Raw genomic sequence first — 18,404 nt, forward strand, 5'->3', positions numbered from 1 at the left:
ACATGAACTACTTAAAAAAAATACTCGTATATGCACTACCTTATAAGCGCTATGCGATTTTAAATATTATCTTTAATATACTGTATGCCTTGTTTGGTGCACTCTCTTTTGTGGTACTCATGCCAATGCTTAATATTCTTTTTGGTGAAAATCATGATGTTATTACTGAAAAACCTGTTTTAAATGGCTTAAACAATATAGGCGGTTATCTAAAAGACTCGTTAACTTACAGTATACAAACATTTGCGGAAAATGATCAATTAAAGGCCTTGACCTTTATTATTATTTTAGTTATTGTGGTGTTTCTACTTAAAAACATATTTAACTATATGGCCTTATATTTTGGAACCTTCCTACGGAATGGCATTCTAAAAGATCTAAGAGACACCTTATATACTAAAACAGTAAACTTACCAATTAGTTTCTTTTCTGAAAAGAGAAAAGGTGATATTATGTCGCGTATTGCCAGTGATGTTAATGAGGTTCAAAATTCATTTTTATCTGTTTTAGAAATTATTGTAAGGGAGCCTCTAAGTGTAATCTTCTCAATTGCCATTATGCTCACAATTAGTGTAAAACTGACACTTTTTGTTTTTGTTTTTATTCCAACTGCTGGATATATTATTTCTGTTATTGCAAAACGACTAAGGCAGCAATCAGCTGATGTTCAAAAAGAACAAGGGATTTTTCTATCCATTTTAGAGGAAACACTTAATGGTTTAAAAATCATTAAAGGTTTCAACGCTCAATCTTTATTTAATTCAAAGTTTACAGATTCTACAAAACGCTTTTTTAATTTTTCGAATAAAATGATGAATCGTCAAAATATTGCAACACCACTAAGTGAATTTTTAGGTATTGTAACCATTGCCTTCTTATTATGGTTTGGAGGTAGAATGGTTTTGATTGATAAATCGTTGTTAGCGTCTTCTTTTATAGCTTTTATGGGACTAGCATATAATATTCTAACACCTATTAAAGCATTAAGCAAAGCCAATAACAATGTAAAACGAGGTAATGCCGCTGCCGAACGTGTCTTAGAAATAATTGAAACCACAAATCCTTTAGAAGATATTCCCAATGCCATATCAAAAACCAATTTTAAGACATCAATAGATATTAATAGTATTTCATTTAAATATGAAGATGATTTAGTTCTTAAAAACTTCTCATTAAAGGTCCTTAAAGGAAAAAGTGTTGCTTTGGTTGGCCAATCTGGAAGTGGTAAAAGTACCATCGCGAATTTAGTAACACGCTTCTATGATGTTAATGATGGTAGCATTACCTTAGATGGAGACAATATTAAATCACTCACTAAACACTCATTACGTAATTTAATGGGATTGGTTACTCAAGATTCAATACTTTTCAATGATAGCATTAAAAATAATATTCTTTTAGGTAAAGAAAATGCAACAGACAAAGAGATAATAGATGCACTAAAAATTGCAAATGCTTGGGAATTTGTAAAGGATTTACCAAGAGAAATTGAAACCAATATTGGAGATTCTGGTAATAAATTATCTGGCGGACAAAAACAACGTTTAAGCATCGCAAGGGCTGTACTTAAGAATCCACCAATCATGATTTTAGACGAGGCAACTTCTGCTTTAGATACAGAAAGTGAACGCTTAGTACAAGAAGCATTAGAGAACATGATGAAAAACCGAACCTCTATTATTATTGCCCATCGACTTTCAACAATCCAGAATGCAGACTTAATTGTTGTAATGCAAAAAGGTGAAATTGCGGAGCAAGGCACACATGCAGAACTTATCTTAAAAAACGGTGTTTACAAAAAATTGGTAGATATGCAGAGTTTCGAATAAATATAAATAAACTAAATACTATAAAATCAAAAAGGATGAACCGTAAGGCACATCCTTTTCTTTTTGTTACCAGATTTGGGGAAACTGATAACGAGTAATAGGTTAAGCTGAAGCAAACATAAAATAAAAACTAGTATAAACCTAAAAAAAATGCTTTTTATCGAATTTATTTGCCCTTAATCGTATTTATTAATTATAACTATCTGATTATCAATATTCGATTTAAAAATAAAATTTAAAAGTTTTAGTAATTAAACTTTTAGTAATTTGAAGAGTCTTAATACTAAATGTTTTTTTGATAAACGAAAAAGAATTTATAACGCGCTTACAAGACCCCTTGTATAAAGAAGCTGCTTTTAGAGAGCTATTACAACTCTATAAAGAGCGTCTGTATTGGCATATACGAAAAATTGTAATCTCACATGATGATGCAGATGACGTACTGCAAAATACCTTTATAAAAGTATATCGCAGTATTGATAAGTTTAAAGGAGATAGTAAATTGTTTTCTTGGATGTACCGTATCGCAACTAATGAATCTATTACACATATCAATAAAAACGCGAAGCTCCTTCAAATTACAAATGAAGAGCATAAAGAAAATGCTATTAATAACCTAACAGCTGACGTATATTTTGAAGGTGATGAAATTCAATTAAAATTACAAAAAGCTATAGCTACATTGCCTCAAAAACAACAATTGGTATTTAATATGAAATATTTTGAAGATTTAAAATATAAAGATATGTCTGAAATTTTAGAGACAAGTGAAGGTGCTTTAAAAGCATCCTATCATATAGCAGCAAAAAAAATAGAAGCCATTTTAAGATCAGATTAAACTATTTTGTTAATATAAAGTCATAGAAATAGAAAATAAAGCAGATTTACACTTTCGTGGAAACTAAAAATGAAAAAAGATAAATCACATAACATTAAGCCCCTTGGTTTTAAAACACCAAACCAATACTTTGAGTCTTTCGAATACAAACTCTTTAAACGTTTAAATAAAACGGAATCTATTGAGGATATTGAAACTACAGGTTATTCTGTACCTAATGATTATTTTAATTCCGTTGAAGGTACCATTTTAGGTAAGTTGAATACTGAAGACAAACCAGTTATTAGCTTACAATCTAGAAAGACGTTCTATTATATTGCTGGTATTGCAGCTTCTATAGTATTGCTAATCGCTATTTTTACTAATACTGAAAAAACTGAGGATATAATTTCTGTAGAAATGGTTGAAGCCTATTTAGAAAACAGAGATTTAAGCAGTTACGAAATAGCACAATTATTATCTGACACAAATCTATTGGAAGACGATTTTACAATTATAAACACTCCCTATGAAGAAGGTAATTTAGAATCGTATCTTTTAGACAACTCAGATATTGAAACCATATTTGAATATTAAAGACAATACAATGAAGAAATTAATTCCAATACTCGTTTTACTAATTAGCTTTTCTGGATTTGCACAACGTGGAGCAAAAATGAATGAGCGTATAAAGGCTCAAAAAACGGCTTTCATTACCGAAAGACTTAGTTTAACTGCCGATGAAGCAGAAAAATTTTGGCCAATATATAACGAAATAGAAACTAAAAAAAAAGCGCTTCGAAAAAAATCAACTTTAAAAAGAAAAGAAAAACATCCTGATGAATTAACCGAAAAAGAAACAAAAGTTCTATTAGATGAAATGCTAGATATAGAAGATCAGAAACACAAGCTTAATAGAGATTTAGTATCTAAATTATCAAATATTATATCAAGTAAAAAAATTATAGCTTTAATGAGAGCTGAGCGTGAGTTTGATAGAAGACTTTTAAAGCACTTAAGAGAAATACATGAAAAACGCGGAAAGAAAGACTAATACTGGCAGTATCCTATAAACCGCAATTATTTGTTATGCTGTACTTGTTATTATTAGCTTTTTTGCTTATTATCTAAAAGTCAGTTTGCCTATACGTCCTTTACCAGCTGCATAAGCTACAGAATCATTTAAAAATCGAATGGTATAAAAACTTTCGTCACTTAGATGCTTCCAAGAGTCTCCAGAATCGTTACTATAGTCAATACCTTTAAAACCGACAGTAACTAATTCTTTACCGTTACTATTTGGTATATACTGCACACAGCTTCTATAACCAGGTTTTTTGCCATTAGCAACCACTTGCCAAGTTTTGCCACCATCATTAGTTCTAATTTTATTGTTTAAAGTATCATTAGGTTTGGTATAATCACCACCAATAGCAAAACCATTATTTTCATCGTAAAAGTCTAAAGAATACATTCCTGTGGTTTCTTTTCCTTGTATAATTGGAGTCTTATAAACTTCCCATGTGTTTCCTTTATCTGGTGAAAATAGTATTCGGCTAGCTTTGCCACCTGTGGCAACCCAAGTATAGTCTCCAACAATTGCGATATTAGTATCACTTGCTGCAAAAGCAGCTTCACCTTCTTTCGCTTTTGGCAAATCATCACAAGATAGTTTTGTCCAAGTGTTTCCTCCATCTCTGGTGATAATAATGCTCATACAATCTTCTGTTGGGTCACCAATGGCTATACCTTCTTGGTTGTTCCAAAAATCCATGGAATCGTAGAAGGCCTTTGGGTGGTTTTCTTGGTAGACTAATTTGATTGAGTCAATATCAATTTTATACAAAAGAGCTGGTGAACTTATGCTCAAAACAAAACCTGTTTTATTATTAGGAGTTGCCAACGAACGAAAATTAAGATTAGTGGAATCTAATTTAATCTGTTTCCTTACTCCAATTTTCTCTGTATCACCGTAAAACAAATTCCCTCCTATCTTACCATTAGGCGCAGCAAAACTAAATGCTTCTTTATTATCAATTTCAATGGCTCTAACATTCAAAAGAGAATCTTGAAACAACGTTTCAATTTCAACTTTAGAAATATTTCTAGTTTTCAAAGGTTCTTCAGATTTACAAGAATTTAAACCAATAAAAAACAAACAACAGATTAATAACCTCATCAAACTAATTTTCTATAAAAATAGAAAAGCTCCGTGATATAACAACAAAGCTTTTATAATAAATAATCTCAATCGATCTAATCAATTTCTTTCTATTTTTAAAAAACAATAACGTCATCAGAATACTAAAAAAAAGGGCTAATAAAATTACTATGGTATCATTTCCTATACTAGATTCTGCATCAACAGAAGAATTAATTTTAAATGACGTCTTCTCAGTTGTTGTAACAAATTCCACAGGCTCTATATTTATTTCAACCTCGTGATAGTTCTTTTGATTATCATATATGTTAAACATTACTGTGTTTGTAATAGTGTCAAAATTATTACCAGCAAATACAAACACAAAGTTGTTTTGATGCGAATGACCTTGCTCAACTACTTCTTTAACAGATACAAGCGACAAAAGCACATTGCTATTGCCAACACTAAAATTGGTGTCTATGTATTTAAAAAATGCAGTTTCAAAATCTGTTTTATTTTTTGAATATTCCAGCTCCGGAAAATGTTTCTAATATCGCATTTCTTATACTCCAAGGAAATTCTGCTTGTACCTCAATTACATTGCCTTTTTGTTGAATTTTGAAAAAAGCTTTATTAGCATCATGTGCAAAACCACAAGTACTATATAAGCACAAAATCATTAAGGCATAACAAAACCCTTTCATATTCCATTCCTATTTTAAAATCTTGAGAAGGCGTTCCTCTAAAGAATCTTGGAATACTAGGAAAATCATCTGTAATTACATAATAATAATAATAATAGGTACCTGCAGGATATTCTGTAGTGACTCCTGTTCTGCCATTAGCTTCATCTAAAGTACCTAAGTCAAAAATATATTTGTAATCATTAGAATACACTCCGTCATGCATTCCACAAGGTGCAGTAACTCCATCTCCACCTCTAGATCCAGATTTTAATTGGTAACTAGAAGACATTGCCACTACTGAAGAATTACTATCTGATGCGTCTGAATAAGCATATTTGTAATATACAGGGAATCCATGGTGTGCAAAACCAACATGTACCAAATCTTCTCCTTCATCAAATCCTTCAATAACAGATGTTGGTGCTCCATGATAATGATAAGCTCCTGTTGGCTGAACATGTGCATTATTAAAATCTAAACCCAAATCAATGATATCTTGAAAAGCCTCAACACGATAATTCTCACCTGTCTCACACTCTACAACCTCAGCTGTTCCTGGTTCAAATTTCACTCCATTTAAAGCAACACCTGGTTCTCTAACCCATTGTGGTATTCCAGTATATTTTGGATTTACAGTAAATGTATAGATTCTATTTTGTGCAGAAATTGTATTTGGATTTCCTTTTCTTGGAAACTCTCCTGTTTTGTGATTTGACAACGAACTTGTAATCATAATACGCTTATCACCCATAATTTTAACCTCGGTTTTTGTTCCGTAAGTCTTGTCTTCTATGGAGAAATTGTCAAAGTAAGACTCTTGTTTATCTTCACTTTTATAATGGTGAGCAAAATCTCCCTTTTTATACCCTTTTCTTAAGTTTTGCTCCTTACAACCAATAAACACAATACATATAGCAACAATAAATATCTCATTTTTAACAAATTAAAGGCATTAAAATTAAATTTAGCAACATTATGAGTTATGACTGTGAAATATATAAATGGTTTAATTGACCATTAAATTACTATTATAATAATTAATTAATCTTACCTTTGCACGCTTATATTTTTTTTTTGAAATGCGACTACACAGAAACCTATGCTTTGCCGTTATTGACGGTTTACACCTCATTTTTAATGAAGGTGAATATGCTGACAAAGTTATTCAACAATTACTAAAACGCGATAAACGTTGGGGAAGTCGCGACCGAGGTTTTGTCGCAGAAACCGTTTATAGCATTGTGCGATATCAACGACTCTATGCAGAAATAGCAGACGTAAAAGCCCCTTATCACAGAGATAATCTTTGGAGAATTTTTGCTGTTTGGGCAACGCTAAAAGGTATTAAATTGCCAGATTGGAAATACTTCACAGATACACCTTCTCGTAAAATAAAAGGACGTTTTGATGAGCTTTCTAAAATTAGAAAGTACAAAGAGTCTATTCCAGATTGGATTGATGACTTAGGGGTAAAAGAATTGGGTGAGGCTGAGTGGACTAAGGAAATAGCAATGCAGAATGAACAAGCCGATGTTATTCTTAGAGTAAACACCATAAAAACGAACAAAAAAGATTTACAACTTAAGTTACAATCCGAAGAAATTGAGACTGAGTTTTTACCCAATCATCCTTCTGCTTTAAAGTTAGTAGAACGTGCTAATGTATTTAAAACCGAAGCATTTAAAAATGGTTGGTTCGAGGTACAAGACGCATCTTCTCAACTGGTTGCAGATTTTTTAGATGTAAAACCAGGCATGAAAGTTGTAGATGTTTGTGCAGGTGCAGGTGGTAAAACCTTGCATTTAGCATCGCTTATGGAAAACAAAGGTCAGATCATTGCTATGGATATTTACGAAAGTAAATTGAAAAAACTCAAAATTAGAGCACGCAGAAATGGTGTACACAATATTGAGATGAAAGTTATAGATTCTACCAAGCCTATAAAAAAGTTGTATGGCAAAGCAGACCGCTTATTAATTGATGCTCCTTGCTCTGGCCTTGGTGTTTTAAGACGAAATCCTGATGCCAAGTGGAAACTGCAACCAGAGTTTATTGAGAGCATAAAGCAAACACAATTAGAAGTTTTAGAACAATACTCTAAAATGGTGAAATCTAGTGGAAAAATGGTATATGCAACCTGTTCTATTTTACCGTCTGAAAATCAAAAACAAATAGAAAAATTCTTAACTTCAGAAACAGGAAAAGATTTCACACTTGTTAAAGACAAAAAAATATTAGCCTATAAATCTGGTTTTGATGGATTTTACATGGCGCTTTTAGAAAAAAAATAACCCAAATTATTATCAAATAAAATTATAGATGAAGAACTTTTACTTTTTAATATTAGCAATTATTACCACATCTATTAGTTTTGCTCAAATTCCATCTAACTACTATGATAGTGCTAATGGTTTAACAGGTTTTGCCTTAAAGACCCAGTTAAAAGTTATTATTACAAATGGCCATAGCGACCAAGGCTATAGTGCCTTATATTCTGGCTACACAACAACCCATTCAGATAATATTGCACAAAGCGGTTATGAAAATGACAATACAATATTATTATACTATACAGAAAATCCTAACGGAACAGATCCTTATGTATTTAATCACGGATCTAACCAATGTGGAAATTATAATGCCGAAAGTATTTGCTACAATCGCGAACATTTAATTCCGCAATCTTCATTTAGTGGTGCTTCGCCAATGAAAAATGACATACATCATGTTATTCCAAGTGATGGTTATGCAAATGGCCAAAGAGGTAGTTTTCCTTTTGGAACTGTTGGATCTGCAAGTTGGACTTCACTTAATGGATCTAAAAAAGGCAATAGTAATGTTGTAGGATATTCTGGAACCGTATTCGAACCTATCGATGAATTTAAAGGTGATATTGCAAGAGCAGTACTCTATTTTGCAACTCGCTATGAAGATACTGTAGATGACTATACAGGTTTTAATATGTTTAATGGTACTGAAGACCAAGCCTTATTCCCTTGGGCAATTGATCTGTTATTAGATTGGCATTATAATGTAGATCCTGTAGATCAACGAGAAATTGATAGAAACGACGCTGCTTATAATTTTCAAGGAAATGCAAATCCTTTTGTAGATCATCCAGAATATGCAAACATAATTTGGAATCCTACTCCAGATACTGAAGACCCAACAAATCCAACAAATTTAGTTGCGTCTAATCCTACAGATAATAGTATAGATTTAAACTGGACAGCTTCAACAGATAATATCGCTGTAGTTTCTTACGATATTTATATAAATACCATTTATACGTATAATACAAGTAGTACAAGTTTTACTGCCACAGGTTTAACTTCGGCAACAAACTATTGTTTTACAATAAAGGCAAAAGATGCAGCAGGCAATGAATCTGGTCTCAGTAACCAAGATTGTGAAGTAACTACTGATAATGGAGCAGGCGGCTCAGATTGCTTAGCTGAAACATTTGAAAACATAGGTACGTCTTCAGGTTCTTATTCTAATGTGAGTTGGACAGGTGATGATGGAGGCACTTGGAATGCAACAGATTCTAGAACTGACCAAACCCTAAACACAAGATCAATCACTGTTAGAAACGGAGTAGTAACATTACCCGTAACTTCTGGCGGAATAGGGACTTTAACTGTTACTACACAACGTGTGTTTAGTGGCTCTAGTGGTACTTTTAATTTAAATGTTAACGGGAATTTTGTTAGTACAATTGACTATAGCGACACTGCAGAAACTATTACAATTCCAAATATTAATGTAGAAAACAACATTTCAATTGTTATTGATGGAAATAGTTCAGCTAGCAATAGAGTAAAATTCGACGATCTATCTTACACATGTTTTACTACCTTAAGTGTCGATGAATTTAATACCTCTAGTATAAAGATTCATCCTAATCCAGTTAAAAACAATCTTACTATAGATTTAAAATTGGATATAGATACGAAAATAGAAATCTATGATATTCTAGGAAAACGTGTTTATAGAAGTACATTGAATAATACGAGTATAATAAATCTTCAGTCATTAAAAACTGGAATTTACATTGTAAAAATTACTCAGAATAATGCAACTATTACGAAGAGGCTTATAAAACAATAGATACAATAATTTTAATATTTAAAAGCAGCTTTTACGAGCTGCTTTTTTTGTTTAAAACTTGTTGAATACTTAACTATTTGAACCCAAAATTGTAATAGTAATATTCTAAAATCAATTAACTTTGTGTTTTTATTTTTCACACCAAACACAATTCATAAATGATTCACTTCTTTGGAAACCAAAACAGCAATGTTTTTGCCGTTCAAGCCACAAAAGAATTATCAACAAAAACCATCTTAAAATTAGAATGGTTATTTGGCAACCAGCCAAAAATAGAACAAGCATCGATAGATACTTTTTTTGTTGGTCCCAGAGCTGCAATGATTACTCCTTGGAGTACCAATGCAGTTGAGATTACCCAAAATATGGGAATCTCTAATATTATAAGAATTGAAGATTTCGCTACAGCTTCAGAAGATTTTAACGGTTATGACCCAATGATATCTGAAAAATATCGAAGTTTAAATCAAGATATATTTACCATTAATATTAAACCTGAAGCGATTCAAAATATTAAAGATATTTCTGCATACAATCAGCAAGAAGGACTTTCACTTAGTGCAGAAGAAGTTAATTATCTTGAAGGTGTTGCTAAAAAAATTGATAGACCATTAACCGACTCAGAAGTGTTTGGCTTCTCTCAAGTAAATTCTGAACATTGCAGGCATAAAATATTCAACGGAACTTTCGTTATTGATGGAGAAAAAAAAGAGACCTCATTATTCAAACTTATAAAAGAAACATCGAAACAAAATCCACATAATATTGTTTCAGCATACAAAGATAATGTCGCTTTTATAGAAGGACCAGTTGTAGAACAATTTGCTCCTGGTCGTGCTGATATTCCAGATTACTACACAACAAAAGAATTTGAATCTGTTATTTCTCTAAAAGCAGAAACACACAATTTCCCAACAACAGTTGAGCCTTTTAATGGAGCTGCAACTGGCTCTGGAGGTGAAATTAGAGATAGACTTGCAGGTGGAAAAGGATCTTTACCATTAGCAGGTACTGCTGTTTATATGACATCTTATTCAAGATTAAACAAAGAACGGCCTTGGGAAAAAGCGTTTCCAGAACGCAAATGGTTGTATCAAACTCCAATGGATATTTTAATTAAAGCCAGTAATGGAGCTTCTGATTTTGGAAACAAATTCGGGCAACCTCTAATCTGTGGTTCTGTTTTAACCTTTGAACATGACGAGTACAACGAAGGCGCTTTCAATACAGTCGAAGGGTCAAAACCTCGCAAACTAGGTTACGACAAAGTAATAATGCAAGCTGGTGGAATTGGTTATGCAAAAGCAGATCAGGCACTAAAGGATATTCCAAAAGAAGGAGATAAAATCGTAATTCTTGGAGGAGATAATTACAGAATTGGTATGGGAGGAGCAGCCGTTTCTTCTGCTGATACTGGTGCTTTGGATTCTGGTATAGAATTAAATGCTGTACAACGTTCTAATCCAGAAATGCAAAAACGTGCTGCAAATGCAGTTCGTGGAATGGTAGAGAGCGATGAAAATTTCATTGTTTCTATTCACGATCATGGAGCTGGTGGACACCTAAACTGTTTGTCTGAGTTGGTTGAAGATACTGGTGGACTTATCGATTTAGACAAATTACCTGTTGGTGACCCTACATTATCTTCAAAAGAAATTATTGGTAATGAATCTCAAGAACGCATGGGATTGGTAATTGCTGAAAAACATTTGGATACCTTACATAAGATAGCTGACAGAGAACGTTCTCCAATTTATGATGTTGGTGAAGTTACAGGCAAACATCGTTTTACGTTTGAATCTAAAACCAATGGTGACAAACCTATGGATTTAGCTTTAGAAGATATGTTTGGAAGCTCCCCAAAAACCATAATGAATGATGTCACTGTTAAAAAACAATATTCTGGTATTTCTTATGACACAGATAATTTCTATGATTATTTAGATAAAGTATTACAACTAGAAGCTGTAGCTTGTAAAGATTGGTTAACAAACAAAGTAGATCGTTGTGTAGGAGGAAAAGTAGCCAAGCAACAATGTGTTGGCCCATTACAACTACCTCTTAATAATGTTGGTGTTATGGCACTAGATTTTAAAGGCAAAGAAGGTATTGCAACGTCTATTGGTCATTCACCAATTTCTGGACTAATTAATCCTGTTGCTGGAAGCAGAAATTCAATCACGGAGGCTTTAACTAATATTATTTGGGCACCACTTAAAGATGGATTAAAAAGTATATCGTTATCTGCAAATTGGATGTGGCCTTGCAAAAATGAAGGTGAAGATGCAAGACTTTATGAAGCGGTAAAAGCGATCTCAGAGTTTTCTATTGATTTAGGAATAAACGTACCAACAGGGAAAGATTCATTGTCTATGAAGCAAAAATATCCTGATGGTGATGTTATTTCTCCTGGTACAGTAATTATTTCTGCAGCCGGAAATTGCAATGACATCACAAACGTAGTTGAGCCTGTGTTTCAAAAACATAAAGGATCAATTTATTATATCAATATATCTCAAGATTCTTATGAACTAGGAGGCAGTTCTTTTGCTCAAATTAATAATAAAATTGGGAATACAACACCAACTGTAAAGAGTGCTGACTATGTTAAGACTGTCTTCAACAAAATTCAACAATTAATAAGAAACAATCAGATTGTTGCAGGACATGATGTGGCTTCAGGTGGATTAATTACAACTTTGTTAGAATTGTGCTTTGCTGATACTAATTTGGGTGCCGAACTAGACATTACAAGTATTGGTGAAAAAGATGCTTTTAAAGTTTTATTTGCTGAAAATGCAGGAGTTGTTATTCAATCTATAGATGATTCTATTGAAGCTGAACTATCTAATGCAAATATCAACTTCCATAAATTAGGACATGTGACTGAAAGTGATGTTTTAGGCATTATAAATGGAAACCAAGTTTATACAATGACAGTATCTCGATTAAGAGATATGTGGTATAAAACCTCTTACCTACTCGACCAAAAACAAACTGCTAATGGCTTAGCTAGTACACGTTTTAAGAACTATAAAAATCAGCCTTTAGAATATACTTTTCCAAATCATTTTACAGGGAAATTAGAAGACGTCATTGCGAGTGAAACGAAGCAATCTCATCCTAATGAAAAGATTACCACGTCGCAAGCTCCTCGTAATGACAGTCCAAAAGCAGCTATTCTTAGAGAAAAAGGAAGTAACTCGGAACGTGAAATGGCAAATGCGATGTATTTGGCTGGTTTTGATGTTAAGGATGTACATATGACCGATTTAATTTCGGGACGTGAAACTTTAGAAGACATTCAGTTTTTAGGAGCTGTAGGTGGTTTTAGTAACTCGGATGTATTAGGTTCTGCAAAAGGTTGGGCTGGAGCAATTAAGTACAACGAAAAAGCCAATAAAGTGATTAACGATTTCTTTAAACGAGAAGATACACTATCTGTTGGTATATGTAACGGTTGTCAATTAATGATGGAATTAGACCTTGTAAATCCAGAACACGAGATTCATGGTAAAATGACATATAACGATTCCCAAAAGCACGAAAGCAACTTTACTTCTGTTAAGATTCAAGAAAATAATTCAGTGATGCTTTCAAGTTTAGCTGGCAGTACTTTAGGTGTTTGGATTTCTCATGGTGAAGGAAAATTTAAACTTCCTTATACTGAAGATAATTACGATATAGTTGCAAAATACAGTTATGAAGGCTACCCTCATAATCCTAACGGTTCTGATTTCAATACGGCTATGTTATGTGATACAACTGGTCGTCATTTAGTAACCATGCCACATATAGAACGTTCAACGTTTCAGTGGAATTGGGCCAACTATCCTGAAGGTAGAAAAGATGAAGTTTCTCCTTGGTTAGAGGCATTTGTGAATGCTAGATTGTGGTTAGAAAAACAATAATTCTAAGGCTTTTTAAAAAAAAATTATATTATATTACACAGAGGTGGCTTTATTAAACTTCTTTTTAGTTTTTAAAACTTAATAAAAAATATTTATGCTATAGCCTTATTAAATTTCAAAAAGTACATCATAGTTTTAAATTTCTTATTTTCGTAGAAATCATTTTAAAATTTGTTTGCTAGACTATGACAGAGATAACTCGCCTTTTCGACTTTCCATATTATCAACATGAAACCTATAATTTAGAGAAAGCATTTACAACCAAATATGATGGTAAATGGAAATCAACATCTACTAAAGAATATATTGATTTAGCAAATACCATTAGTAGAGGATTGTTAAAATTAGGTGTGCAACCTAATGATAAAATTGCCGTTATATCTACAACCAACAGAACAGAATGGAATATTGTCGACATCGGAATTCTACAGATTGGCGCTCAAAACGTACCTATCTATCCAACCATTTGTAAAGAAGACTATGAATATATACTAAACCACTCCGAAGCCATCTATTGCTTTGCTTCAGACAAGGAAATTATTGAGAAGCTAAACAACATAAAAGAAAACACAAAATTAAAAGCCGTCTTTACTTTTGATGATGTTGCAGAAGAAAAAAGTTGGAAAGAGGTTTTAGTACTCGGAGAAGCTAAAAACAACCAAGATGTCGTTGAAGACAGAAAGAAAAATGTTACACCAGATGACTTGGCCACACTTATATATACCTCCGGAACCACAGGGAGGCCAAAAGGCGTCATGCTATCACATAAAAACCTGGTATCTAACGTTATTGATTGTGAAAAACGCGTCCCTTTTGATTATGGTAAATCCAAATCATTGAGTTTTCTTCCTGTATGTCACGTGTTCGAGCGTATGATTCTGTATTTATATCAATATTGTGGTGTTGAAGTTTATTTTGCTGAATCCATTGAAAAAATGGGTGATAATCTCAAAGAAATTAAACCTAATGTCATGACTGCAGTCCCTCGATTATACGAAAAAGTGTACGATAAAATTGTGGCTAAAGGAAGTGAACTCTCTGGAATTAAAAAAGCATTATTCTTTTGGGCAATAGATATAGGATTAAAATATGAACCATATGGTGCAAATGGCTGGTTATACGAAAAAAAATTGGCACTTGCCAGAAAACTAATTTTTAGTAAATGGAAAGAAGGTTTAGGAGGCAATTTAGATTTAATGGTGTCTGGTAGTGCCGCTTTACAACCAAGACTAACACGTGTGTTTGCAGCTGCAGAAATGCCAATTATGGAAGGTTACGGTCTTACTGAAACCTCACCTGTCGTTTCTGTAAACGACCAACGCAATGGTGGGTTTAAAGTGGGAACCGTTGGACGAATTATTGACAATGTTGAAGTGAAAATTGCTGAAGATGGCGAAATCTTGGTAAAAGGCCCTAACGTAATGAAAGGTTATTTTAAAGATCCTAAAAAAACTGCCGAAGTAATATCAAATGATTATTTTCATACAGGAGACATTGGAGTAATCTGTAAAGATGGTTTCCTTAAAATTACAGATCGCAAAAAAGACATGTTCAAAACCTCAGGTGGTAAATATGTGGTACCTTCATTATTAGAAAATCAATTAAAACAATCTCGTTTTATTGAGCAAATTATGGTTATTGGTGAAGGCGAAAAAATGCCAGCAGCCTTAATTCAACCAAACTATGAATTTATAAAAGAATGGATTGATAGAAAAAATAAAGACATTAAAAAAGACAATCATTCAATATGTGATTCACAAATTTTAATTGATAGAATTCAAAAAGAAGTAGATGAAGCCAATGCGTATTTTGGGAAATGGGAACAAATTAAAAGGTTTGAATTAACTCCAGATGTTTGGTCTATAGATGATAATCACCTCACTCCTACTATGAAAATGAAACGAAAGGTTATTAAAGAAAAATACAAAGATCTTATTGAAAAAATATATCGTCCTTAAATATATAACTCCTATTAAAAGGAGTTTTTTGTTTCTAACAAATACCTTTGGAATAGTTTTTACTATGCATCATAAATTTTTCACAAATACTATGCGTGCATAGTATTTTTTAGTATATTTGGGTTTAAAAATTTCACTGAATGAAAGATAAAACCATTGATTATATACTAAGAACCACATGGTTAGCAGTCAATAAAATGTACAATGAAGAGGCTGCTAAATTCGACAGTACAATGGCAACAGGCTTCACTTTGTTGAGTATTGATCCCGAAAATGGCACACCTTCAACCTCATTGGGTCCTAAAATGGGAATGGAAGCGACAAGTTTATCGCGAACATTGAAAATGATGGAAGAAAAGAACTTAATAATTCGTAAGCCAAATCCAGAAGATGGTCGAGGTGTCTTAATTTTCTTAACAGAATTTGGAAGAGAAAAAAGAGCCTATTCAAAAGAGAAAGTATTGACTTTTAATGAAACCATTAAAGCAAATGTATCTTATGAAGAGTTAGCAAACTTTCAGAAAGTTACTGAAGTCATTAATAATATGATTTCCAACAAACAGATATACAACCAAAAAGAACACACTATAAAATAAGATGAGTAAACGTAGAATTAAAAAAATAGCCATTATAGGTTCTGGTATTATGGGAAGCGGTATCGCTTGTCATTTTGCTAATATTGGAGTTGATGTTTTATTATTAGACATAGTTCCGAGAGAACTGAATGCTAAGGAAAAAGCTAAAGGCTTAACTTTAGAAGATAAGACCGTTAGAAATAGATTGGTAAATGATGCTTTAACAGCTTCAATAAAATCTAAACCAGCTCCACTCTATCACAATTCGTTCAAAAATAGAATTACAACTGGTAATCTCGAAGATGATATCGCAAAGGTTAAGGGTGTTGATTGGATCATGGAAGTTGTAGTTGAGCGTTTAGATATAAAACAACAAGTTTTTGAAAAACTAGAGCAACACAGAACTCCAGGGACTTTAATCACTTCAAATACTTCTGGTATTCCAATTAAATTTATGAGTGAAGGTCGTAGTGAAGATTTCCAGAAACATTTCTGTGGAACGCACTTCTTTAATCCTGCGCGTTACTTAAAATTATTCGAAATTATTCCTGGACCAAAAACTGATGCTTCAGTATTAGAGTTTTTAAATGGTTATGGCGAGCAATTCCTTGGAAAAACATCAGTAGTTGCAAAAGATACGCCTGCTTTTATTGGAAACCGAATCGGAATTTTCAGTATTCAAAGTTTATTTCACGCTGTTAAGGATTTAGATTTAACGATTGAAGAAGTTGATAAATTATCAGGTCCAGTAATAGGTCGCCCAAAATCGGCAACCTTCAGAACTGTTGATGTTGTTGGATTAGATACTTTAGTTCATGTAGCAAACGGAATTTACGACAACTGTCCAAATGACGAACGCTTAGAACTTTTCAAATTACCAGATTTCATCAACACTATGATGGAAAACAAATGGTTAGGAAGTAAGACTGGACAAGGGTTTTATAAGAAAACTGTTTCAGCTGAAGGTAAAAAAGAAATTCTATCTCTCGACTTAAACACATTAGAATATCGCCAAGCAAAACGCGCAAAATTTGCCACTTTAGAATTAACAAAAACAATTGATAAAGTAGCAGATCGATTTAAGATATTAGTTAAAGGAAAAGATAAAGCAGGCGAATTCTATCGCAAGAGTTTTGCTGCATTATTTACTTATGTTTCAAACAGAATTCCAGAAATAACAGATGATTTATATAAGATTGATGATGCTATGAAAGCTGGATTTGGATGGGAACATGGCCCTTTCCAAATTTGGGATGCTATTGGTGTAGAAAAAGGAATCGAAATTATGAAAGCAGAAGGCTTAGAGCCTAATGCTTGGGTAAACGACATGTTAGCTTCTGGTAGTTCATCTTTCTATACAATTAAAGAAGGTGCAACATTTGCTTATGACATTCCGAAGAAATCACAAGAAAAAATTCCTGGTCAGGATAGCTTCATCATATTAGATAATATCAGAAAAACTTCTGAAGTATTTAAAAACTCTGGTGTTGTTGTAGAAGATCTAGGAGATGGAATCTTAAACGTAGAATTTCAATCTAAAATGAATACCATTGGAGGTGATGTTCTTGCTGGATTAAATAAAGCAATTGATATTGCTGAAAAAGATTTCGCAGGTTTAGTAGTTGGTAACCAAGCGGCAAACTTCTCTGTTGGTGCAAACATTGGCATGATTTTCATGATGGCTGCAGAGCAAGAATATGATGAGCTTAATATGGCTATCAAATATTTCCAAGATAGTATGATGCGTATGCGTTATTCTTCTATCCCAACTGTTGCTGCACCTCACGGCATGGCACTTGGTGGTGGATGTGAGTTATCAATGCACGCAGATAAAGTAGTTGCAGCAGCAGAAACTTATATCGGACTTGTAGAGTTTGGTGTTGGTGTAATTCCTGGTGGTGGTGGTTCTAAAGAAATGGCTTTAAGAGCATCTGATACGTTTAAAAAAGGTGATGTGCAATTAAATACGCTTCAAGATTATTTCTTAACTATAGGAATGGCAAAAGTAGCAACGTCTGCTTATGAGGCTTTCGATTTAGGGATTCTTCAAAAAGGAAAAGATGTTGTCGTTGTTAATAAGGATCGTCAGATTGCTGTAGCAAAACAACATGCTAAATTAATGGCAGATATGGGTTATACACAACCTGTAAAACGCACAGATGTAAAAGTACTTGGTAAACAAGCTTTAGGTATGTTTTTAGTAGGAACTGATGCTATGAAAGACTCTAAGTACATTAGTGAGCACGATATGAAAATTGCCAACAAATTAGCATACGTTATGGCTGGTGGCGATTTATCTGAACCGACTTTAGTAAGCGAACAATATTTATTAGACTTAGAGCGTGAAGCTTTCCTTTCGCTTTGTACAGAACGTA

The 18,404-nt window shown here is 33.0% G+C and carries 13 protein-coding genes; 10 read left to right on the plus strand and 3 right to left on the minus strand.

Going from position 1 to position 18,404, the window contains the following annotated elements; genetic code table 11:
* The first annotated feature begins 2 nt into the window (after positions 1 to 2).
* From AAC053_RS02205 to AAC053_RS02220, 4 genes are all read left to right on the plus strand, one after another.
* Positions 3 to 1,829: an ABC transporter ATP-binding protein gene (locus AAC053_RS02205; protein WP_339752216.1), complete on the plus strand. Its 1,827-nt coding sequence runs from the start codon at positions 3 to 5 to the stop codon at positions 1,827 to 1,829.
* 295 nt (positions 1,830 to 2,124) lie between these two features.
* Positions 2,125 to 2,667 (plus strand): RNA polymerase sigma factor, encoded by a 543-nt coding sequence (locus tag AAC053_RS02210; RefSeq protein WP_339752219.1) that lies wholly within the window; start codon positions 2,125 to 2,127, stop codon positions 2,665 to 2,667.
* 69 nt (positions 2,668 to 2,736) lie between these two features.
* Positions 2,737 to 3,243: a hypothetical protein gene (locus tag AAC053_RS02215; RefSeq protein WP_339752222.1), complete on the plus strand. Its 507-nt coding sequence runs from the start codon at positions 2,737 to 2,739 to the stop codon at positions 3,241 to 3,243.
* 10 nt (positions 3,244 to 3,253) lie between these two features.
* A complete protein-coding gene (locus AAC053_RS02220; RefSeq protein ID WP_339752225.1) occupies positions 3,254 to 3,700 on the plus strand; it encodes a sensor of ECF-type sigma factor in 447 nt (148 codons plus the stop codon).
* Between the two features lie 69 nt (positions 3,701 to 3,769).
* Here AAC053_RS02220 and AAC053_RS02225 read toward each other — a convergent pair whose 3' ends face one another.
* The 3 genes from AAC053_RS02225 to AAC053_RS02235 all read right to left on the minus strand — a co-directional run bounded on the left by AAC053_RS02225 (position 3,770) and on the right by AAC053_RS02235 (position 6,379).
* Complete coding sequence (locus tag AAC053_RS02225; protein WP_339752228.1) at positions 3,770 to 4,762, minus strand: oxidoreductase; 993 nt, start codon at positions 4,760 to 4,762, stop codon at positions 3,770 to 3,772.
* Between the two features lie 67 nt (positions 4,763 to 4,829).
* Entirely contained in the window at positions 4,830 to 5,231 is a 402-nt protein-coding gene (locus AAC053_RS02230) for a hypothetical protein (protein ID WP_339752231.1), read from the minus strand.
* A 218-nt stretch (positions 5,232 to 5,449) separates the two neighbouring features.
* Entirely contained in the window at positions 5,450 to 6,379 is a 930-nt protein-coding gene (locus AAC053_RS02235; RefSeq protein ID WP_339752234.1) for a YHYH protein, read from the minus strand.
* Positions 6,380 to 6,554: 175 nt separating this feature from the next.
* Between AAC053_RS02235 and AAC053_RS02240 the strand changes: the two genes are divergently transcribed.
* From AAC053_RS02240 to AAC053_RS02265, 6 genes are all read left to right on the plus strand, one after another.
* Positions 6,555 to 7,766 (plus strand): methyltransferase domain-containing protein, encoded by a 1,212-nt coding sequence (locus AAC053_RS02240; protein WP_339752236.1) that lies wholly within the window; start codon positions 6,555 to 6,557, stop codon positions 7,764 to 7,766.
* Positions 7,767 to 7,794: 28 nt separating this feature from the next.
* A complete protein-coding gene (locus AAC053_RS02245) occupies positions 7,795 to 9,585 on the plus strand; it encodes an endonuclease (RefSeq protein ID WP_339752239.1) in 1,791 nt (596 codons plus the stop codon).
* A gap of 158 nt (positions 9,586 to 9,743) precedes the next feature.
* Complete coding sequence (gene purL, locus AAC053_RS02250; protein ID WP_339752242.1) at positions 9,744 to 13,496, plus strand: phosphoribosylformylglycinamidine synthase; 3,753 nt, start codon at positions 9,744 to 9,746, stop codon at positions 13,494 to 13,496.
* 185 nt (positions 13,497 to 13,681) lie between these two features.
* Positions 13,682 to 15,454 (plus strand): long-chain fatty acid--CoA ligase, encoded by a 1,773-nt coding sequence (locus tag AAC053_RS02255; protein WP_339752245.1) that lies wholly within the window; start codon positions 13,682 to 13,684, stop codon positions 15,452 to 15,454.
* Positions 15,455 to 15,594: 140 nt separating this feature from the next.
* On the plus strand, positions 15,595 to 16,050 hold the full coding sequence (locus AAC053_RS02260) for a MarR family transcriptional regulator (RefSeq protein ID WP_339752247.1): 456 nt from the start codon (positions 15,595 to 15,597) through the stop codon (positions 16,048 to 16,050).
* Between the two features lies 1 nt (position 16,051).
* Positions 16,052 to 18,404 (plus strand): 3-hydroxyacyl-CoA dehydrogenase/enoyl-CoA hydratase family protein (locus AAC053_RS02265; protein ID WP_339752250.1); only part of this gene is annotated, 2,353 nt, incomplete at its 3' end.

This window comes from uncultured Winogradskyella sp., assembly GCF_963975125.1.
Taxonomy (GTDB): domain Bacteria; phylum Bacteroidota; class Bacteroidia; order Flavobacteriales; family Flavobacteriaceae; genus Winogradskyella.

Bases quoted from the DNA above. Each gene is read 5' to 3' on its own strand.
- AAC053_RS02245 (WP_339752239.1), top strand. From the start codon at position 7,795: ATGAAGAACTTTTACTTTTTAATATTAGCAATTATTACCACATCTATT.
- AAC053_RS02205 (WP_339752216.1), top strand. From the start codon at position 3: ATGAACTACTTAAAAAAAATACTCGTATATGCACTACCTTATAAGCGC.
- AAC053_RS02240 (WP_339752236.1), top strand. From the start codon at position 6,555: ATGCGACTACACAGAAACCTATGCTTTGCCGTTATTGACGGTTTACAC.
- purL (WP_339752242.1), top strand. From the start codon at position 9,744: ATGATTCACTTCTTTGGAAACCAAAACAGCAATGTTTTTGCCGTTCAA.
- AAC053_RS02215 (WP_339752222.1), top strand. From the start codon at position 2,737: ATGAAAAAAGATAAATCACATAACATTAAGCCCCTTGGTTTTAAAACA.
- AAC053_RS02220 (WP_339752225.1), top strand. From the start codon at position 3,254: ATGAAGAAATTAATTCCAATACTCGTTTTACTAATTAGCTTTTCTGGA.
- AAC053_RS02255 (WP_339752245.1), top strand. From the start codon at position 13,682: ATGACAGAGATAACTCGCCTTTTCGACTTTCCATATTATCAACATGAA.
- AAC053_RS02260 (WP_339752247.1), top strand. From the start codon at position 15,595: ATGAAAGATAAAACCATTGATTATATACTAAGAACCACATGGTTAGCA.